This is a genomic window from Buttiauxella ferragutiae (genome assembly GCF_022637515.1).
Classification (GTDB): Bacteria; Pseudomonadota; Gammaproteobacteria; order Enterobacterales; family Enterobacteriaceae; genus Buttiauxella; species Buttiauxella ferragutiae.
In genome coordinates this window covers 2,881,943-2,902,864 of record NZ_CP093332.1, presented here as the reverse complement: position 1 = coordinate 2,902,864, position 20,922 = coordinate 2,881,943, and the positions used below count along the sequence as shown (strand labels likewise).

Annotated in this window: 18 protein-coding genes; 12 read left to right on the top strand and 6 right to left on the bottom strand. The window is 54.0% G+C overall.

The window, feature by feature from the left end:
- Positions 1 to 47: 47 nt before the first annotated feature.
- Positions 48 to 512: an NUDIX domain-containing protein gene (locus tag MNO13_RS13345; RefSeq protein ID WP_241938871.1), complete on the top strand. Its 465-nt coding sequence runs from the start codon at positions 48 to 50 to the stop codon at positions 510 to 512.
- A gap of 102 nt (positions 513 to 614) precedes the next feature.
- Here MNO13_RS13345 and MNO13_RS13340 read toward each other — a convergent pair whose 3' ends face one another.
- Entirely contained in the window at positions 615 to 1,586 is a 972-nt protein-coding gene (locus MNO13_RS13340; RefSeq protein WP_232885949.1) for a LacI family DNA-binding transcriptional regulator, read from the bottom strand.
- A 185-nt stretch (positions 1,587 to 1,771) separates the two neighbouring features.
- On the opposite strand from MNO13_RS13340, the gene MNO13_RS13335 reads away from it, so the two are divergent.
- The 11 genes from MNO13_RS13335 to MNO13_RS13285 all read left to right on the top strand — a co-directional run bounded on the left by MNO13_RS13335 (position 1,772) and on the right by MNO13_RS13285 (position 14,927).
- Positions 1,772 to 3,019 carry an MFS transporter gene (locus MNO13_RS13335; RefSeq protein ID WP_064547020.1) on the top strand — a complete coding sequence of 416 codons (1,248 nt, stop codon included), beginning with the start codon at positions 1,772 to 1,774 and terminating at the stop codon, positions 3,017 to 3,019.
- Complete coding sequence (locus MNO13_RS13330; protein ID WP_241938870.1) at positions 3,009 to 4,097, top strand: Gfo/Idh/MocA family protein; 1,089 nt, start codon at positions 3,009 to 3,011, stop codon at positions 4,095 to 4,097. The genes MNO13_RS13335 and MNO13_RS13330 overlap by 11 nt, the downstream gene beginning before the upstream one ends.
- Positions 4,097 to 5,155 (top strand): sugar phosphate isomerase/epimerase family protein, encoded by a 1,059-nt coding sequence (locus tag MNO13_RS13325; protein WP_232885947.1) that lies wholly within the window; start codon positions 4,097 to 4,099, stop codon positions 5,153 to 5,155. Before MNO13_RS13330 ends, MNO13_RS13325 begins: the two co-directional genes overlap by 1 nt.
- Before the next feature lie 2 nt (positions 5,156 to 5,157).
- Positions 5,158 to 6,273 (top strand): Gfo/Idh/MocA family protein, encoded by a 1,116-nt coding sequence (locus MNO13_RS13320; RefSeq protein WP_241938869.1) that lies wholly within the window; start codon positions 5,158 to 5,160, stop codon positions 6,271 to 6,273.
- A 178-nt stretch (positions 6,274 to 6,451) separates the two neighbouring features.
- Positions 6,452 to 7,717, top strand: a complete 1,266-nt coding sequence (locus MNO13_RS13315; RefSeq protein WP_232885943.1) for an ABC transporter substrate-binding protein — start codon at positions 6,452 to 6,454, stop codon at positions 7,715 to 7,717.
- Entirely contained in the window at positions 7,718 to 8,632 is a 915-nt protein-coding gene (locus MNO13_RS13310) for a carbohydrate ABC transporter permease (protein WP_241938868.1), read from the top strand.
- Entirely contained in the window at positions 8,632 to 9,477 is an 846-nt protein-coding gene (locus tag MNO13_RS13305) for a carbohydrate ABC transporter permease (protein WP_133521394.1), read from the top strand. Before MNO13_RS13310 ends, MNO13_RS13305 begins: the two co-directional genes overlap by 1 nt.
- A gap of 2 nt (positions 9,478 to 9,479) precedes the next feature.
- Positions 9,480 to 10,574 (top strand): ABC transporter ATP-binding protein, encoded by a 1,095-nt coding sequence (locus MNO13_RS13300; protein WP_064547006.1) that lies wholly within the window; start codon positions 9,480 to 9,482, stop codon positions 10,572 to 10,574.
- Between the two features lie 134 nt (positions 10,575 to 10,708).
- Positions 10,709 to 12,292 (top strand): glycoside hydrolase family 13 protein, encoded by a 1,584-nt coding sequence (locus MNO13_RS13295; RefSeq protein WP_338423839.1) that lies wholly within the window; start codon positions 10,709 to 10,711, stop codon positions 12,290 to 12,292.
- Positions 12,293 to 12,295: 3 nt separating this feature from the next.
- The gene (locus tag MNO13_RS13290) at positions 12,296 to 13,945 is read left to right on the top strand and encodes a glycoside hydrolase family 13 protein (protein ID WP_241938866.1); all 1,650 of its coding nucleotides are present in this window, start codon (positions 12,296 to 12,298) and stop codon (positions 13,943 to 13,945) included.
- Positions 13,946 to 14,120: 175 nt separating this feature from the next.
- Positions 14,121 to 14,927, top strand: coding sequence for a YdcF family protein (locus MNO13_RS13285; RefSeq protein WP_241938865.1), 807 nt, complete (start codon positions 14,121 to 14,123; stop codon positions 14,925 to 14,927).
- Between the two features lie 109 nt (positions 14,928 to 15,036).
- Here MNO13_RS13285 and MNO13_RS13280 read toward each other — a convergent pair whose 3' ends face one another.
- The 5 genes from MNO13_RS13280 to MNO13_RS13260 form a co-directional block, all read right to left on the bottom strand.
- A complete protein-coding gene (locus MNO13_RS13280) occupies positions 15,037 to 16,455 on the bottom strand; it encodes an L-fucose/L-arabinose isomerase family protein (protein ID WP_241938864.1) in 1,419 nt (472 codons plus the stop codon).
- A 19-nt stretch (positions 16,456 to 16,474) separates the two neighbouring features.
- A complete protein-coding gene (locus MNO13_RS13275) occupies positions 16,475 to 17,965 on the bottom strand; it encodes an FGGY family carbohydrate kinase (protein WP_241938863.1) in 1,491 nt (496 codons plus the stop codon).
- A 2-nt stretch (positions 17,966 to 17,967) separates the two neighbouring features.
- The gene (locus MNO13_RS13270) at positions 17,968 to 18,912 is read right to left on the bottom strand and encodes a transketolase family protein (protein ID WP_241938862.1); all 945 of its coding nucleotides are present in this window, start codon (positions 18,910 to 18,912) and stop codon (positions 17,968 to 17,970) included.
- Positions 18,905 to 19,735, bottom strand: a complete 831-nt coding sequence (locus MNO13_RS13265) for a transketolase (protein WP_241938861.1) — start codon at positions 19,733 to 19,735, stop codon at positions 18,905 to 18,907. Before MNO13_RS13265 ends, MNO13_RS13270 begins: the two co-directional genes overlap by 8 nt.
- An 86-nt stretch (positions 19,736 to 19,821) precedes the next feature.
- Positions 19,822 to 20,922 carry an ABC transporter permease gene (locus MNO13_RS13260; protein ID WP_121813392.1) on the bottom strand — a complete coding sequence of 367 codons (1,101 nt, stop codon included), beginning with the start codon at positions 20,920 to 20,922 and terminating at the stop codon, positions 19,822 to 19,824.

The window sequence follows — 20,922 nt, the reverse complement described above, 5'->3', positions numbered from 1 at the left end:
TTGCCTGTGAGGTGAGAGTTGTTCATATATAAACACAGGAATTAATTATGGCTAAAATATATCTCATACTCACTGATAGGAAATACGTGCTCGTTGCCAAAGGTGGCAAGTCGGGAAATCCACCCGAGGAACGCCGTGGATATCATCTCCCCGGCGGGAAATTTGAAAATAGAGATAAAAATAGCTTCGGTACCGTTATTCGTGAGCTTGAAGAAGAAACGGGTATTAAACTTGAAAACCATCAACCATGGGGCAATGAGATTACCCATAAAAAAGCTGTGGGTGCTAAATTTGTTATCGTAGAAACTGAAAACGTACCTGCTTTGGTTGAAGGGTTCAATAATCTCGATGTTTCTAAACGCCCTAAAATAACCAATAAATACGACGAGCCATTTACGGAATTGGTCAGTCTGCCATTAGAAAACTGCTGGAAAGACCAGAATTTTAATTCAGATTATTTGACCGATTATTTTGGTTATGGACTTGAAGAAGCCATGAAAGTACTTGGCTGAGATTAAACTACTTCCCGATAGTTTTGGAGCGTGAGTTTTAACCTTTTTATATAAAGTGTTAGACCCCGAAGGAACGGGGTTTTTTCTTACTACTTATAGACGTCACACCGACCCACGCACCACCAGCTTCCAGTCCAGAATCTCATTCACGGTTTCGACTTCCGGGTTATCAATACGCTCGAGCAATAATTGCACGCTACGCACACCGAGCTGGTGCATCGGTTGTTCGATGGTGGTGAGAGGAGGGAAGGTCACTGCGCCAAACGGTACGCCATCAAAGCCCATAATCGCCACATCTTCAGGTACACGCAGGCCTTGCTCATGGGCGTAATGCAGCGCACCACCGGCCAGTGCATCGGATATCGCGAATACCGCATCCGGCGGTTCTGGCAGGGTGAACAGTTCGGCCATTGCCTGCACGCCTGCCTGATATTCAAGGCCATCGGCATACACCACCGCTTGCCAGTTTTTGCCACAGGATGCGCGATAACCCGCTTCACGTTGTTGGGAGTAGAGATAACGCAAATCGCCGTTAATCAAAGCGATGCGTTGGTAACCCGCGCTGTTCAGGTGGTCGACGGCAGCGGCAGCCGCTTTAAAGTTATCAATAGTCACCGACGAGGCACGATAACCGGGGTCGCCTTCGCCGCATTGTACCCACGGCGAGTCACCGATTAGCGTCGTTAATCCAGGCAAACAACTGACGGCATCCATAGTGATCACACCATCGACCACTTTGCCGCTCAACAGGCGCAAATAGGCCGATTCGCGGGTCAGGCGCGATTCAGAATTACACAGCAGAATGTGGTAACCGTGTTTTTCCGCTTCTTCTTCGATACCGCGCACCACACGGGCGCAGAAGGGGTTGGTGATGTTGGACACCAGCACCAGCAACATGCGGCTGCGTGAAGTGCGCAACTGGCGCGCCAGCAGGTTAGGTTGGTATTCACAGGCCTCAATTGCCGCCAGCACTTTGTCGCGCGTCTCGGGTTTCACCGCAGGGTTGCCATTCAGCACCCGGGATACGGTGGCGGTAGAAACCCCAGCCATTCGCGCCACTTTATCTATCGACATGTTGATCCTTTGCCCGATCGGCTGAATTGTGAACCGCATTCCAGATTTGAATTGATACTACCAAATAATTCACCAGCATGATGGCAAGTTAAATGAAATCGATTACATTTTTATTGAAGTGCGAATGTAATCGATTACAAAAATAACCTCTTACCCTTAAATCAATACTCTGTACCGGAGGATTTATGTCTTCTCAGTCGGCCGTTGGGGCACAAGTGGTCACTCATAAATGGGTGATTCCACGCTTGTCGTTAATGATGTTTCTCGAGTTTTTCGTCTGGGGTGCCTGGTATGTGACCCTCGGCGTGGTGATGGGCAAATACGGCCTGAGCGCATTAATTGGTGATGCGTATTCCACTGGGCCAATCGCCTCGATTTTGTCGCCGTTTGTGCTCGGCATGTTGGTCGACCGTTTCTTTGCCTCGCAAAAGGTGCTCGGCGTGTTGCACCTGGTCGGCGCGGCGTTGTTGTGGTGGCTGCCAGGGATGTTTGAAAGCGGGCAGAGTGGCCTGTTGTGGGTTGTCTTCGCCTACATGCTTTGCTACATGCCAACCATCGCGTTGAGCAATAACGTGGCGTTCCACAGCCTGGCAAACAGCGAAAAAGGGTTTCCGATTGTGCGTGCGTTCGGCACCATCGGCTGGATTGTCGCGGGGCTGATTGTCGGCACCAGCGGTCTTTCAGATAGCACCGGCATCTTCACGCTGGCGGCCATCGCTTCGGTGGTGTTGGGGATCTACAGCTTTACGCTGCCAAATACCCCCGCGCCGGATCGCGGCAAACCGCTTTCAATGCGTGACCTGGTGTGTGCCGACGCTTTTGCGTTGCTCAAACAGCGCCACTTTATGGTGTTTATCATCTGCGCCACGCTGATCTCGATTCCTCTGGCGGCTTATTACGCCTACGCCGCACCGTTTATTTCAGCGGTTGGTTTTGAAAATGTGAGTGGGGTGATGGCGTTTGGTCAGATGTCTGAGCTGCTGTTTATGCTGCTGATTCCCTTCTTCTTCCGTCGTCTGGGCATCAAAATGATGCTGCTGATCGGCATGTTATCGTGGTTCCTGCGCTACGCCATGTTCGCGTTGGGGATCACCGAAGAAACCCGCTGGATGATCTACATCGGCATCATCCTGCACGGGGTCTGTTACGACTTCTTCTTTGTGATTGGCTTTATCTACACCGACAAAGTGGCGGGCAACAAAGTGAAAGGGCAAGCGCAAAGCCTGCTGGTGCTGTTCACCTACGGTCTTGGCATGTTGATTGGTTCGCAAATCAGCGGCGCGGTATTTAACCGCTCAGTGACTGCGAAAGGTGCGGAGGGCTTATTGCAATGGCAACAATTCTGGTGGATGCCAGCGATTGCAGCAGTGGTGATCGCCGCCATCTTCTTCTTCAGCTTCAATTACAAAGAGGGTGAGCAGCATGGCAAATAAGCCGCTGCGCGTGTTGGTTGTGGGCTGCGGGAATATGGGGGCTGCCCACAGCCTCGCGTATCAGCAAGTCGATGAGTTTACGCTCTGCGGGCTGGTGGCTCGCGGAGCGTCAAAAGTTCGCCTCAAAGCACAACTGGCGGCCGACATTCCTCTGTTCGATGATTTGCCGCAGGCAATCAAAGAAACCCAGGCTGATGCGGTGTGCATCGCTACCTGGCCGGATAGCCATGAAGCGCTGGCGCTGACGGCACTGGCGGCAGGTTGCCATGTGTTTCTGGAAAAACCGCTCGCCACCACGGTGAGCGGGGCGAAACGTGTTGTTGCTACCGCGAAACTTGCGGGCAAGAAACTGGTTGTCGGGTACATTCTGCGCCATCACCCTGTCTGGCAGCGGTTTATTCAGCTATCGCACGGGCTGGGCAAACCGCTGGCGATGCGCATGAACCTCAATCAGCAAAGTAGCGGCAGTGCCTGGCACACCCACAAAATGCTGATGCAGTCGCTTTCGCCTATCGTCGATTGCGGTGTGCATTACCTTGACGTGATGTGCCAGATGGCGCAATCCAGTCCGCTGTCGGTGAGTGCGATTGGCGTGCGTTTAAGCGACGATATCGCACCAGAACAGTTCAACTACGGCCAGCTTCAGGTGCGTTTTGAAGACGGTTCAGTTGGCTGGTACGAAGCGGGTTGGGGGCCGATGATGAGCCAAACGGCCTTCTTTATTAAAGATGTAATTGGCCCGCAAGGTTCGGTGTCGATCGTGGCGCGCGAAGCCGGGGGCGAAGGGCAATCGGCAAATGTTGAGGCGCACACACGTACCGAATCGTTACGCATTCATCACGCCGAATTAAACGCGCAGGGCGAGTTTGCTTACCAGGATGAATGGGTGACAGCAAGCGATGAACCGGACCATTTTGCCTTGTGCCAACGGGAACAACAGTTTTTTGCCCGTGCCATTTTTGATGATAGCGATTTGTCACTGCATCAGCAGCAGGCGATTGAAAGCCTCGCTGTGGTGCTGGCGGCGGATCTTGCGGTTCGTGAACAACGCACGGTGTTAATTAAGGAGATGTTGTAATGAAAACCCTGAAAGGGCCGTCCATTTTTCTCTCGCAGTTTATTACGGATAAGCCACCATTTAATTCACTGGAATCCCTTGCCGAGTGGGCGGCGGGGTTAGGTTACAAAGCGCTACAAATCCCAACACACTTACCGCATATTTTTGATCTCGCCAAAGCGGCGAAAAGCCCGGAATACTGTGCAGAAATTCGCGCAATGCTGGCAAATGTTGGGCTGGAAATCAGCGAGTTATCGACCCATTTGCAAGGGCAATTGGTGGCCGTGCATCCGGCGTACGATGCGGCATTTGCAGGCTTCGCGCCGCCTGAACTGGCGCACGATGCTAGTGCCCGTCAACAATGGGCAGTCAACAGCCTGAAACAAGCGGCTCGCGCTTCACAAAATTTAGGGCTAAATGCCCACGCGACTTTTTCTGGCGCGCTGGCGTGGCCCTATTTTTACCCATGGCCGCCGCGCAACGAACAACTGCTTGATGAAGCGTTTCGTGAACTGGCTTTCCGCTGGAAACCGATACTGGACAGTTTTGACGAGGCGGGCGTTGATGTCTGTTTTGAGCTGCATCCCGGCGAAGATTTGCATGATGGCGTCACGTTCGAGCGTTTTCTGGCACTGGTCGATAACCATCCGCGCTGCAATATTCTCTACGATCCAAGCCATATGCTGCTGCAACACCTCGATTACCTCGGTTTTATCGACCATTACCATGCGCGAATCAAAGCCTTTCACGTTAAAGATGCCGAGTTTCAGACGTCGGCAAAAAGCGGCGTTTATGCGGGTTATCAGCCGTGGATTGAGCGCCCAGGTCGCTTTCGTTCGCTGGGGGACGGGCAGGTTAATTTCAAGGCAATTTTCAGCAAACTGGCGCAATACGACTATGACGGATGGGCTACGCTTGAATGGGAGTGTTGCCTGAAATCAGGCGATGCGGGGGCGCGCGAAGGGGCAAAATTTATCGCCGATCATATTATTCCGGTTGCCGATTATGCCTTTGACGACTTTGCGCATCACAAAAGCGATGTGTCTGCGGTGCGTCGTATGCTCGGGCTGGAGGGTTAACCATGAAACGGCTACGTTTAGGGATGGTCGGTGGCGGTGAAGGCTCATTTATTGGTGGCGTGCATCGTATTGCGGCAAGGCTTGATGACCAGTTTGAATTAGTCGCCGGTGCATTTTCATCCTCGCCAGAAGTGGTAAAACGCAGCGGTGAAGCGCTGTATGTTGATGCCGGGCGGTGCTACGCCAACTGGCAGGAGATGGCGCAACAAGAAGCCGCTCGTGCCGACGGTATCGAAGTGGTGGCGATTGTCACCCCTAATCATCTGCATGTTCCGGTGGCAAAAGTCTTTTTAGAGCACGGTATTCACGTGATTTGCGATAAACCGCTTGGTGTGACGCTGGCGGAAGCGCAGGCGTTGGCGCAGGTTATCGAAACCAGCGGGTGCCATTTTATTCTCACCCATAACTACAGCGCGTTGCCGATGGTCCGGGAAGCGCGCGCCCGTATTGCCAATAGCGAAATTGGCGATATCCGCGCCATTGAAGTTGAGTATTTGCAGGACTGGCTGAACGACCGGTTAGAGCTGACCGATAACAAGCAGGCGAGCTGGCGCGGTAATCCTGCAATGGCTGGCGCTGGGGCGATTGGCGATATTGGTACCCACGCATGGCAACTGGCGGCGTTCGTCTGCGGCATGGAACCAGAATTAGTGCGTGGCGAACTGCTAACGCGCATTGAAGGGCGGGTGCTGGACGATGAAGTGTACGCCGAAATGCGTTATGACAATGGTGCAAGAGGGCGTTTGTGGGCAAGCCAGGTGGCACCCGGTTTTGAAAACGACCTGCGTCTGCGCATCGTTGGCAGCAGGGCGACCATCAGCTTCCGTCAGCAACAACCTGAAATCCTTGAAATACATCCGCATCATGGCAATAGTTACGTTGTCACGCGCAATGGTGTCAACAACCACGATTCTGTGCGCCACCAGTGCCGCACACCTGCAGGCCATCCCGAAGGTTATCTGGAAGGATTCGCGCAAATCTACCGTGAAGCTGCCATTAAAATTCGTGGGGGCAAAGCGCCGTTGCTTCCTGGCATCGCCGAAGGACTGGCTGGCATGAAGTTTATCGAAACAGTACGGGAAAGCAGCCATCGCGGTGGCGAATGGCTGGAATGGTGACCAACATCGCGTAGCGTGTCCCGCGCAAAAGTGAAATAAAAAATAGCGATACGTGCACCAGGTCGAGGTTTCGTACAAAGATTAGCCAGCTAAGTTGCTGATGTAGGCGGTTGTTAACTAGCTTTTTTAATGGTGTAGCTGTTTTCCCTCCAGTTTGGTCAAAACAAATGAGGAAGCCATGAAAAAGCTGACGTTAAGTCTGATTACCTTAGCGCTTGCGGGCGTTTCTAACGCTGCGTTTGCCGATACCCTGCGCATGGAATGCCCGATCTCGCCTGGCGGGAAGGAATACTGCAACTACGTCAAAGACCGATTCGAGAAGCAGACCAGCAACAAGCTGGAATTTATCGAGTTCCCTGCGGCGTCTGACGAAAAGCTGGCTTTGTTGCAACAGTTGTTCGCCGCTAAAGATGAGAAAGCGGTCGATTTATTCCAGTCAGATACCATCTGGGTGGGTCTGCTCGATAAGCAAACGCTCGATTTAACCGATGCGGTTGGCGACATGAAAGGGGATTTCTTCCCCGGCCCCTGGGCGAACGATACGGTAAACGGCAAGGTGAAAGCGGTTCCTGCGTATCTCGACACTGGCGTGCTCTATTACCGCAAAGATCTGCTGGAAAAATACAACGAGCAGCCGCCGAAAACCTGGGAAGACCTGACGCGTATCGCCACCAAAATTCAGGAAGAAGAACGCAAAGCCGGACACAAAAATTTCTGGGGGATGATCTTCCAGGGCAAGTCGTATGAAGGGCTGACCTGTAACGCGCTGGAGTGGATTGATTCTTACGGCGGCGGCACGTTTATCGACGAAAAAGGGAACGTGACCATTAACAATCCTAAAGCGGCAGCGGCGCTGGATATGGTCGCGGGCTGGATGGGTAAAATCACGCCGAAAGGGGCGTTGGGTTACAAAGAAGAAGAGTCTCGAGCGGTATTCCAGAATGGTGACGCGTTGTTTATGCGCAACTGGCCTTACGCCTATTTGCTCTCGCAAGGGGCGGATAGCCCGCTGAAAGGCAAAGTTGGCGTGGCACCTCTGCCTGCGGGGCCTGAGGGCAAATCAGCTAATGCGCTGGGCGGCTGGCAGTGGTCTATCAATGCGAATACCAAAAACAAAGATGCGGCGATTGCGCTGCTGAAAATCCTCACCGATGCTGATTCGCAGAAAATGCAGTTGAAGTATCTCGGTTTTGCACCGACGCGTTCGGCCCTGTATGAAGACAAAGCAGTGCTGGAAGCCGCACCCCATCTGACGTTGTTTAAAGAAATCTTCGCCAACGCGGTACCGCGTCCAGCAACCGCCACCAAAAGCCAGTATCCGCGAGTCTCTAACGCTATCTTCAACGTCACCTTCAAAGTGCTCAATGGCAGTAGCGACGGCAAAACGGCCGTGGCGGATCTGCAAAAACGCCTTGAACGCGTGAAAGGTAAGGACTGGCACTAATTGGCCCGTTCATACCAACAGCGGCGTCGCCGTATCGCGTGGATACTGGTGGCGCCCGCACTCTTGTTACTTGCACTGGCGGCCGGATGGCCACTGGTGCGCACCTTCTTTTTCAGTTTCACCAATGCGATGCTCGACAACCCGTCTGAGTATCAAATGGTGGGGTTGGCAAATTATTACGCTACTCACGACGGCGACAGCAGCGGGGTGTTGGTCGATCCGGTGTGGTGGCAAGCCGTTGGCAATACCTTGTGGTTTACTGTGGTTTCCGTTGGCATCGAGTTGGTCTTCGGTATGTTGCTGGCGCTGCTGATGAACCAGAAGTTTCGCGGCCAGGGCTTAGTACGCACCGCAATTCTGGTGCCATGGGCGATTCCGACTATCGTCAGTGCCAAAATGTGGGGCTGGATGTTCCACGACCAGTACGGCGTGGTGAACGATTTGCTGGAAAAAATATTTGGTTATCAGGCACATCTGGCATGGATTGCCGAACCGTCGCTGTCGATGTGGGCGGTGGTGATTGCCGATGTCTGGAAAACCACACCATTTATGGCCCTAATGCTGCTGGCGGCACTGCAACTGATCCCCAACGATCTTTACGAGGCTGCGCGCGTTGATGGTGCCAGCGCGTGGCAGCGTTTCAAGCGCATTACCTTGCCGCTGATTATGCCCGCGATGATTGTGGCGCTGATTTTCCGTGTCATGGACGCGATGCGGATTTTCGACCTGATCTTCGTGCTCACCTCCAATAGTGAAGCCACGATGTCGATTTCCGGTTATGCCCGCGAGCAAATTATCTCTTATCAGGATATGGGGATGGGGTCGGCCGCCTCTGTGCTGGTGTTTATGATGGTAGCGGGCATTGCTGCCTGTTTTATCCGCGTCTCACGCTTAAACGAGAAGGAGAAGCGGTGATGAAAACCACGCGTCGGCAGCGCAAATTTGCGCACAATCTGGTGATTTATGGGGGGGCGACCTGCGCGGTGTTGTTCTGTATTTTTCCGTTTTATTACGCGATTCTGACCTCGCTGCGCACTGGGCAGGAGCTGTTTTTACCGGCCTATTTCCCGAGTGGTTATCACTGGAGCAACTACGTCACCGCGCTGGTAGCGAACGGCATTGCGCGTAGCTTACTGAACTCGGTACTGGTGGCGACGATAACCGTGGGGATTTGCTTGCTGGTGTCTATTACGGCTTCATTCGCACTGGCGCGGGTGCAGTTCCGCGGGCGTAAATTCCTGTTGTTCACCATTCTGTGTGTCTCAATGTTCCCGCAGGTGGCGGTGCTAACCGGCATGTTCGAGCTGGTGCGTTTTCTTGGGTTATATGATTCGCTTGGCGCACTGGTGTTGTCGTACACCACTTTTTCGCTGCCGTTCACCGTTTGGGTGCTTACCACCTTTATGAAATCGATTCCGGTGGAGCTGGAGGAGGCGGCGATTGTCGATGGCGCGAAAACCTGGACCATTATCCGCCGCGTGTTTGCGCCGATTCTGGCTCCAGCACTGGTCACCACCGGCTTGCTGGCGTTTATCGGCGCGTGGAATGAATTTATGTTCGCGCTGACGTTTATTATTTCCAGCGATAAACGCACGGTGCCGGTGGCGATCAGTATGTTCAGCGGCGCGTCGACCTTTGAGTTGCCGTGGGGCAGCATTATGGCAGCCTCAGTCATGGTGACGCTGCCGATTATCGTGTTGGTGCTTATCTTCCAGAAACGCATTGTCAGCGGGCTAACCAGTGGGGCGATTAAGGGATAACCATGGCGCAACTTGTGCTCGATAAAATTCAAAAACGCTATAACAGCACTTCGGAAGTGATTAAACCGCTCGATCTGGAAGTGAATAGCGGCGAGTTTGTGGTGGTGGTGGGGCCTTCCGGCTGCGGGAAGTCGACATTACTGCGCATGGTCGCAGGGCTTGAGGAGATAAGCGGCGGCGAGATGCGTATTGACGGCGTTTGCGTTAACGATGATTCGCCGTCGGAACGCGGCATTGGCATGGTGTTCCAGTCTTACGCGCTGTATCCGCACATGACGGTGTATCAGAACATGGCGTTTGCGCTGGAGATGGCGAAACTGCCGGTCAAAATCATCGATGAAAAAGTGCGAGAAAGTGCGCGCATTTTACAGCTTGAGCATTTGCTCGATCGGCGTCCCAAAGATCTCTCCGGCGGCCAGCGCCAGCGTGTGGCTATCGGGCGAGCCATTGTGCGTGAGCCGAGTCTGTTTCTTTTCGATGAGCCGCTCTCAAACCTTGATGCTTCACTGCGCGTGCAAATGCGCATGGAAATTGCCGCACTGCATAAACGTATCAACGCCACGATATTGTACGTCACTCACGACCAGGTCGAAGCGATGACGCTGGCCGATCGTATAGTGGTGCTTAATCAGGGGCAAATCGAACAGGTGGGTACGCCGCTTGAGCTCTACGACCGCCCGGCGAACGTGTTTGTCGCGCAGTTTATTGGCTCGCCAAAAATGAATTTGATCCACGGTGTGTTAACGCACGGCAGCGCACTGCGTACCGATGTTATGTTGGAGAATCGCCAGGAAATTACGCTGCCGATAAACAGTGCCGGCGTGCCAGAAGGGCAAGCGGTGCAACTGGGTATTCGCCCGGAACACGTCCAGATAACCGAGCTGGTGCAGGCGGATATCGAAGGCGAAGTGTTGTTTGTCGAACAGATGGGCAACGAGACTTTACTGTACGTGAACAGCGGTTATGGTAGCGAACCGTTAGTTATGCGCCATACTTTCAGGCTTGAGATTAAGGCTGACAGACGTATCGGCCTGCGGCTACCGCCGGAAAATTGCTATTTGTTTAATAATGACGGGCGGGCATTTGTGCGAATTTAGCTGATGATTATTGGGGTGGATGACGCGGTTCGTAGGTCGGATAAGCGCAGCGTCATCCGACAAAAAAGGAGAAAAAAGTGGAAAAAAAATGGTGGCACAACGCGGTGGTGTACCAAATCTATCCGCGTAGTTTTATGGACAGCAACGGCGATGGTATCGGCGACATTAACGGCATCATCAGCAAACTCGACTACCTGCAACAGCTCGGCATCAACCTGATTTGGCTCTCGCCGGTTTACCGCTCGCCGATGGACGATAACGGCTACGACATTTCCGATTACGAAGATATAGCCGCTGAATTTGGCACCATGGCGCAGATGGAATCCCTGATAGCGCAGGCGAAACAGCGCGACATTCACATCCTGATGGATCTGGTTGTTAACCACACTTCTGACGAACACCCCTGGTTTATCGAAGCGCTGAAATCGAAAGATAACCCGTATCGCGATTTCTACATCTGGCGCAAACCCGCGGCAGATGGCGGCCCGCCGAACGATTTCCACTCATATTTTGGCGGCAGTGGCTGGGCATTTGATGAAGCCAGCGGCGAATATTATCTACACCAGTTCTCAACACGCCAGCCCGACCTCAACTGGGAAAACCCGCGCGTTCACGCTGAAGTCCACGCCATGATGAACCGCTGGCTGGCGAAAGGCATCGGCGGTTTCCGCATGGACGTTATCGACCTTATAGGTAAAGAAGTTGACGCGCAGATTATGGCGAATGGCAAAAATCTGCACGCTCTGATTCGCCAGATGAACCGCGCCACATTTGGCAAAGGTGACGCCGTCACGGTGGGTGAAGCCTGGAGCGCCACGCCCGCTGACGCACTGCTTTACAGCGGTGTCGAGCGCGAAGAACTCTCGATGGTTTTCCAGTTCGACCACATCAAACAGTTCTGGGATGAGCACGTCGGGAAATGGCGCAGCAAGCCATTTGAACTGGCGAGTTTCAAAGCGGTCATTAAGAAGTGGCAAACCGCACTGGCGCACCAGGGCTGGAATTCGCTGTTCTGGAGCAACCACGATTTACCGCGTGCGGTGTCAAAATTTGGTGACGAAGGCGAGTTCCGTGTGGCTTCGGCCAAAATGCTTGCCACCGCGCTGCATTGCCTGAAAGGCACGCCGTATATTTATCAGGGTGAAGAGATTGGCATGACCAACGTGCGCTACGAAACCATTGATGAATATCGCGATATCGAAAGCCTGAATCTTTATCAAGAGCGGCTGGCGGAAGGTGTCAGCCATGAGGAGATGATGCAGGGGATTCATGCTAACGGGCGTGATAACGCGCGCACGCCGATGCAGTGGGACGATAGCCCGAATGCAGGTTTCACCACCGGAACACCCTGGATTACCGTGAACCCGAATTACCGCGAGATCAATGTCGCGGCGGCCCTCGCCGAACCGGATTCAATTTTGTGGCATTACCAGAAACTGGTGGCGTTGCGTAAACAGTACCCGGTTTTGGTGTACGGCGATTTCCAGCCTGTACTGCGCGAGCATCCGCAGGTTTTTGCCTGGCTAAGAGCACTTGATAGCGAGCGGTTATTGGTCATCAATAATTTCACCGCTGAGCACCTGACGCTCGATATCCCGCATCAGATGCAGAACTGGCACGGCGAATGTTTGATTAGCAACTACGCGCCACGCGATCGGCTTGCTGTCAGTATTGAACTCCAACCTTATGAATCTTTTGCTTTATTAATCGGGAGGTAAACGATGGCGAGCTGGTGGAAAGAGGCGGTGGCCTACCAGATTTATCCGCGCAGTTTTAAGGACAGCAACGGTGATGGCATTGGTGACCTGAACGGCATCACTGAAAAGCTCGATTACCTCAAAGATCTCGGCATCGATCTCATTTGGATCTGCCCGATGTACAAATCGCCTAACGATGATAACGGTTACGACATCAGCGATTATCAGCAAATCATGGCGGAATTTGGCACCATGGCGGATTTCGACCGCCTGCTGGAACAAGCCCACGCGCGTGAGATGCGGTTGATTATCGACCTGGTGGTTAACCACACCTCCGATGAACATCCGTGGTTTATTGAATCGCGTTCCTCACGTGATAACCCGAAACGTGACTGGTACACCTGGCGCGATGGTAAAAATGGGGCGGAACCCAATAACTGGGAAGGGATTTTTAAAGGTTCAGCCTGGGAATTTGACCCGCACACCGAACAGTATTACCTGCATCTGTTTACCCGTCGCCAGCCGGATCTGAACTGGGAAAACCACGATGTACGCCGCGCGGTGTACGACATGATGCGTTGGTGGCTGGATAAAGGCATCGACGGTTTCCGCATTGACGCCATCGCGCACCTGAAAAAAGAGCCGCTGCTGGCGGACGTGCCGAATCCGGACAAATTGCGTTACGCGCCATCAATGAAAAGCCATCTTAACTACGACGGACTGCTGGATTATGTCGATGACATGAGCCGCAATGTGCTCCAGCACTACGATATTGTCACCGTTGGTGAGATGAACGGCCTGAATTCCGAACATGCTGAAGAGTGGGTGGGCGAACATCGTGGGCGGCTCAATATGGTGTTCCAGTTTGAACACGTGCGTTTATGGGAGCCAGAGGCCGGTTTGCGCCCGGAACCGGCGGTCCTGAAAAAGATCTTCACCGCCTGGCAGCAAGCCCTGGAAGGCAGAGGCTGGAATGCGTTGTATGTGGAAAACCACGACCTGACGCGCATTACTTCGCGCTGGGGTGACACCGAGCACCACTGGCGTGAAAGTGCGACCTGCATTGCAGCACTCTATTTCTTAATGCAAGGGACGCCGTTTATCTATCAGGGCCAGGAAATTGGCATGACCAATACCCGCTTCGAGGGGCTGGACGATTTTGATGATGTCTCTGCGAAAAACATGTGGCGCGAGCTGGAAGCTCAGGGCAAAAGTGAAGCTGAAATCATCGCGTTCCTCACCAATACCGGGCGTGATAATTCGCGCACGCCGATGCAGTGGAATGGCTGGCCAAACGCCGGTTTTAGCGATGCCGCACCGTGGTTTAAGGTGAATGCTAACCATGAAATGATTAACATCGCCAGCCAGCAGCAAGACCCGGATTCGGTACTGAGTTTTTATCGCGCGTTGATTCAACTGCGTAAACAAGAGCACACGTTAATTTATGGGCGCTACGAGCTGGAGCTGGAAGACCACGAACAAATTTATGCTTATAGACGTGTGCTTGAAGAGTCGGAATTCGTGGTGCTGTGCAATATGTCGGGGAAATCGGCGCGCTGGACGGGGGAGGAATTAGCGCTCGAATGGGCCGAATGTGTGCTGGGGAATTACCCGCAGGTGGATGAACTGTATCGGCTGCATCCGTGGGAAGCGCGGGTTTATAAGCTCACCTAAACAAGTTTTGTCGGATGACGCTGCTGTATGACCTACGAAAAACGGTTTTGTAGGGTGGATAAGCGCCAGCGTCATCCACCGTTTTCGCCACGCTTATTGAAGTCTCAGAGCAACCCTATACAGTAACGGCGCGGCCTGCGGTATGATGTGCGCTGGTTTTTAACAAGGAGGGGTTATGTTGTCGACAACATTTCCAGCTTTGCAGGCCACGACCATAGAGGCTATTAATACGCTTGGCGAGTGGCTTTCTCACAATGAGTTTGATGCACCGCCCGCGGTGACTGATGGCGAACTGATTATTCTCGCAGGCAATGCCGTCATTCCCACCATTGATGCGGCCTGCGAGCTTGCAGCTAACAGCGGACTGCCGCTGCTCATTACCGGCGGTATTGGGCATTCCACAACCTTTTTATACGCAGCCATCGCTAAACATCCGCGCTATAACACTATCCCAACCACCGGGCGCGCTGAAGCTGCAATCATCAAAGATATTGCCACCCAGTTCTGGAAGATCCCCGCTGAAAAAGTGCTGACGGAAGAGAAGTCCACCAACTGCGGCGAGAACGCACGCTTCACTTATGACTTGATGCAAACGCTGAAAATAACACCTGCGAGCGCGATCGTTATTCAAGATCCCACCATGCAGCGCCGTACCGTCGCGACATTTGAACGTGCCTGGCAGAATGATGCACATCAACCACAGTGGCGCAGCTGGCCGGGGTTTGTGCCGTTGCTGGTCAGTGACGAAACCCAGACTGTATTTCGTCCGCATCAAAAAGGATTATGGCCGGTTGAGCGTTACATTTCGCTGGCGCTGGGGGAAATCCCGCGAATCAGAGATGATGCGCAGGGCTACGGGCCAAACGGACGTGACTTTATTACCCACGTAGATATTCCGCTGGCCGTGATTAATGCCTGGGAAGTTCTGGCCAGTGATGCCGCGCTGGCACAGTGGATGCACGAGCGTGGTTTATCAATATGAGTGATTTCGGCGGATGACGCTGCGCTTATCCGCCCTACAAAATCAACACAAGAAGCGCATTTGTTGTTTGTACGGTGGGTAAGCGAATGCGCCATCCACCGTTTTCACCTTAACGATGCTGGTAACAGTTCACACCCAAATACTTGCTGAACGCTTCCTGTAATACCACGCCCGTCGCTGAGTGGTTCATGGCGACGTGGTGCTCAAAACCGTTATTACAAATCCACGCCAGTAAATTCTCCAGATGTGGCACTTCAATGACCGCACGGCAGCCGACGGTATCTAACGGATCGTCAACCGATTGCCCTTCGCCAACATAGGCTTTCACTTCGCCAGTAAAATCATCCGATGACAGACGGAAGTAGGTCAGCGGCCCGCTTTTCAGGCGGCCATGCACCGCGCCACAGGTGTTTTCTTTGCCGACTGTAGTGCCAATGATATCGGCGGTACCCATCGACGGTGATTCCAGGCTGCTGCTGGCAAAGTTTCCGCAGTGGAACAGCACGCATTTGTTGCGATCGTCGCCGAAGTTGTTATTCCAGTCGGCAATCGAGGCCGGGTTAAGCGACGCGCTGGCGAGGGCATACATCGACAACGCGCCCATCACGTCCACTTCGCAGGCGCTTGGCATTAACTGCCCTGACATCACGCTCATAATCGAGCAAACGTTAATGCCGAGGTTTTCCTGAAGCGACGTCCAGCACTGAATCGCCGTGGTGTCGATGTCGTTTGCGACTACCCATTCGCTGATCACCACGAACAGTTTTGCCATCTGGGTTAACTTGTCGGCTGGGATCCCGCTGGCGTCAGCGTTTTCAATTAAGATGCCACGCTTCTCGTGCACCCGCAGATCGTCATCGCTGATGTGTTTGATGCGGGTGAAAATTTCCGACAGGTCGAGGGTTTCAACCGCCACGCCCATTTTTTCGAGCAGTTTTTCGCTGTAGCGCACGGTGTTAAAACTGGCCGGACGCGCACCAATCGCCCCGATGCGCACGCCCTGCATCGATTTCACCACCCGGCAAATTTGCGCAAAACGCTGTAAATCTTGTTCGAACACTTCACCGCTTAGCGCACAAACATGCTGCGTGGTGAGCGTGAAGGGGATGTTGTACTGGCGCAGGTTGTTACACAGGGAGATTTTCCCGCAGAAGCTATCGCGGCGAGTCGCCAGGCCCATTTTATCAAGATTGTCTTCTTCAGCCTGGATTAACACCGGGACTTTCAAACCGGAAAGGCGAATCGCTTCTGCCACCGCTTTTTCATCACCAAAGTTTGGCAATAACACCACCACACCATGAATTTCGTCACGATGCTGGCGGAACAGTTCGGCGCAGACTTTGGCATCCTGACGGGTTTCCACGCCACCGAGATGCGTTTGCCCATCTTTTAACATCACGGTTTTGATACCCAGTTTGCCAAACAGGGCTTCGGCCTGTTCGTGCGCCTGCGCCACTAAATAGCTCGGGAAGAACCCGCGGTTTCCGATGATAACGCCGAAAGTTAATTCTTTTGGGATACGAGACATGGCTTCACTCCAGTAAAAGTTAATTCGGCACAAAGCGGCAGCGGGCCACGGCTTCAAGCCACTGTTTATAGTTTTGTTGCATTGCTTTTTGTTGTTCTGCCCGTGGCTGCAAACGCTCGCCACAGTGGGCCAGTGCGGCAAGCGGTGTGCCGTCTTGCCACCAACCGAGGGTTTTTCCGGCTAACAGCGTTGCGCCGAGTGCGGAGATTTCAGCAGCGGGTTGAATGATCAACGGGCGTTGCAGTACATCGGCCTGCAACTGCATCAACCAGCGATTTTGGGTGGCGGTGCCATCAACGCACAGCGACTCAAGGTGCTCGCCGGTTGCCTGTTCCATGGCGAAAAAGACATCGGCAATTTGATAGACCAGCGACTCCAGTGCGGCTCGCGCCAGCACCGCAGGGGTAGCGGCGTCCGTCAGGCCACAAATCATGCCGCGTGCGTGGAGATCCCACCACGGCGCACCCAGCCCGGAAAGCGCAGGCACGTAATAAACGCCCTGGTTACTTTCTGCGGATTGCGCAAGCCGGGTCAGTTCTGCCGGGTCGTTGATGCCCAGCATTTTCCCAAGCCATGCGGCACCCGAGCCGGTATGGGTGATGTTGCCTTCCAGCGCGTAATTCAGCTCGCCGTCGTGCCAGGCAAGCGTGGTGCTCAGGCGATTGCTGCGGTTTGCCGGTTCGGGAAGCGAAAGCATCAATGACGAGCCGGTACCATAAGTGGCTTTCACCACCTGCCCGCAAACGCTGCGTTGGGCGTAGAGTGCCGCATGTGAATCACCGATCAGTGCCAGCACCGGCGTACCGATCGGCAAGCCTGGAATGGTGTTGATTTGCACTTCACCGTGGTGCCCGGCAGAAGGGCGCACTTCAGCAAGTGCTGCACGCGGAATGCCGAATAATTGCAGCAGTTCGTCGTCCCATTCGCCCCGGTAAATATTAAACAGCTGCGTGCGGGCCGCATTCGAGTAGTCGGTGGTAAACGAGTGTCCGGCAGTCAGTTGCCAGTTCAACCAGGAATCGATGGTTCCGATACACAGCTCACCCGCTGCGGCGCGTTTCATGCCGTCGGGAATGGCATCGAGCAGGGCGCGGATTTTCGCCGCCGGGAATAACGGGTCGACGGGCAGGCCAGTAAGACGGGTGATAAGCTCGCCATGACCCTGCGCTAAAAGTTGCTCGCAGGTCTGCTCTGAACGGCGATCCTGCCAGCTGACGACCGGCGTTAACGGTTGGCCGTTATGGCGCTGCCACACCAACACCGACTCGCGCTGGTTGCTTATCGCAATCCCGGCAATGGTGACGGAACCTAGTTGTTGCAGGCAGCCGCTCAGCGCTTCGCAAACGGCGCGCCACAGCGCAACGGGATCTTGCTCTGCAAGCCCTGGTGCCGGGTGCGTCATTGCCACGCCGACACTGCAACGGGCACAGATTTCCCCGTTGCTATTCACCGCCACCACTTTGGCGTTGGTGGTGCCCTCATCAATAGCCAGAATTACCGGGCTGGACATGGCTATGCTCCTTTGCAAAGCGCTGTGGCGGAACGTGTGACCCCTGCGGCATCAATTCCATGATGAGCACGCATCTCCTTGCGATCCGCCGCAATAGCATAGCTACCGTCTGCAATCCCGAGCCGCAACAAAGGGATGCCACACCCGGCTTCCGCTAACACTTCCGCGACCAGGCTGCCGACACCGCCATTCACGTTGTGCTCTTCAACGGTTATCACATGGCGTGAATTTTTAAGCATGGTGAGAAGTTGCGCGGTATCGCAAGGGCGAATAGATGGAACGTTGATCACCGCCGCATTAATACCTAAATCGGCGAGTTGTGCCGCAGCCGTAACGATTTCATGCACCGTTGAACCCATTGCCACTAAGGCCACATCGTCGCCTTCGCGCAGTTGCTCAACTGCTCCTGGTTTGAACTGGTAATCCGCATCGTGCAGTTCCGGCAGGGCTTTCCCATCGAGGCGAATATAAACCGGGCCAAGATGCTCAAGCGCGTAGTCAATAATCTGGCGGCATTCAATCGGGCAGGACGGTGCATAGATTTCGATGTTGCCAAAACCGCGCAGCACGGCGATGTCGTCAATGCTGTGGTGAGTGCTGGCAAGCGGGCCGTAGCTGGCTCCGGCATTGAGACCAAACAGTTTGACGTTGCTGTTGTTGTAGCAAACGTCGACTTTGATCTGCTCATTAGCGCGTGAGATTAAAAACGGAGCCGCATTGCAGGTGACGGCTATTTTCCCGCCCATCGACAGGCCAACCGCCGTTCCCACCAGTGTCTGTTCTGCAATTCCGACGTTTACCAGTCGGTCCGGAAACTGTTTCATAAACGGTGAGATTTTTGCCGTAGAGGTTGAGTCGGCAACGACCGGCACCAGGTCTACGCCACGTTCGACGGCGTCAATAAAGGCATTCACCATTACGGTTGCCAGGTGTTCGCTATTACTCATCTTTCAGTTCCTCCAGCGCCAGTTCGATTTCGTCACCTTTCGGTATCCGGTGGTGCCATTCTGCGCGCCCCTGAATAAAGGAGATGCCCGCGCCTTTGGTGGTGTTGGCAATCACGACGTGCGGTTTGCCGTGCGGCTGTAACCCTTCAAGGGTGGCGACCACATCAGCCATGTCATTGCCACTGCACTCGGTCACTTCCATGCCGAACGCGCGCCATTTCTCATCGAGCGGGTCGGTATTGAGGATCTCTTTGGTCGAGCCTGCGAGTTGCAGATTGTTTTTGTCGTTAATAATGATCAGGTTATCGAGCTGGTAATGCGCCGCGACCAGTGCGGCTTCCCAGTTGCTGCCCTCGGCCAGTTCACCATCGCCAGTCACCACAAAAACGCGGCGCTTGCTGTTGTTGCGTTTAGCCGCCAGCGCGATGCCAACGGCGACCGGCAGGCCGTGGCCCAGAGCGCCGGTGTTAAGCTCCACACCCGGCGTTTTGTGTTTCACCGGGTGGCCGGGCAGGTGAGAGTCGGCATGCTGATAAGTCGGCAGCCACTCCACGGGAATAAACCCGGCTTCAGCCAGCACACAGTAATAACCGCCAACCGCATGGCCTTTGGACTGAATGTAGATGTCACGTTCGTCGCTGTTAATCAGTTGCGGCGAACAATTCAGTATCCGGAAGTACAGGGCGGTTAAGATCTCCACCTGTGATAAATCGGCCCCGGTATGGCCGCCAGCCGGGCTGTTGGCATTGAGCAGGACGATACGGCGACGGACGGCGCGTGCTCTTTTCTCCAGATCCGTAACTGACAGTGCGAACGGATTCATAGTGTTACCTCTTGCATTAAAAATCATAGATGAATAATTATTCCGTACGGGTAAAAAAATACCCGCCGTTGAGGATTTGTGATGCGCTACACTTTCCCGCTACTTTCCATGATGGCTTTCTGGGCCACGACCGCCGCTTTTTGCTGCATGCGGTTTTGCATCTGGTCGATGATGACCGCCACAATAATCACGATGCCTTTGATGACCATTTGCCAAAATTCACTGACCCCCATCATCACCAGGCCGTCAGCCAGAAAACCAATCACGAATGCACCGACCAGCGTGCCAAGAATGGTGCCGCGCCCGCCAGCCAGCGACGTTCCGCCGAGCACCACAGCGGCGATGGCATTCATCTCAAAGGCCGTGCCGTTTGCCGGGTGGCTGGCAACCAGCTGCGCGGAGACGACAATCCCGGCGATGGCGGCGCAAAAACCGGACAGCGTGTAGACCCAAATTTTCACCTGGCGGACTTTGACGCCTGACAGTTCAGCGGCGCGTTCGTTATCACCAATCGCGTAAACATGGCGGCCAAAGGGCAGGCGGCGAGCGACATAGGCAATGGCGACGGCCAGCACAATCATCATCCAGATAGCCCACGGAATACCGAACAGCGTGCCGGAGCCAATCAGGTCAAAACCGGTATTGCCGAGTTGTGGGTTACCGGAAAGTCCGGGGAAGGTTTCACCGCCCGAGGTCAACATGGCGGCCCCGCGCAAGATGTACATGGTGCCCAGGGTGCAGATAAACGGCGCGACGTTGTAGCGGGTGATAATCCAGCCGTTGGCCGCGCCAATCAGCCCGCCAACCAGCAGCACCAGCGGCACAATCACCCACACACTTGGGAAGATAGCGATGCCGAACATCGGCAGCACAATACCTTTGGTTATCAGCCAACCGGCAATCATGCCGCACAGCCCCAGCGTGGCGCCAATCGACAAATCAATGCCCGCCGTGATGATGACAAAGGTGATGCCGAGTGCCAGAAAGGCGTTGATGGCAATGTGTTTAATCATGATCACCAGGCTGCCCATGGCGAGGAAATCCGGCACCATGATGGCGAAGAAGCCGACAATCAAAAACAGCGCAATAAAGGTGCGGAGTTTGAGCAGTAACAGCAGCAGATTTTCCCGCGAGCTAAACGGCGAGCCTGGTCTGGCGTTGAGCGCGACAGTATCATTCGTTTTCAT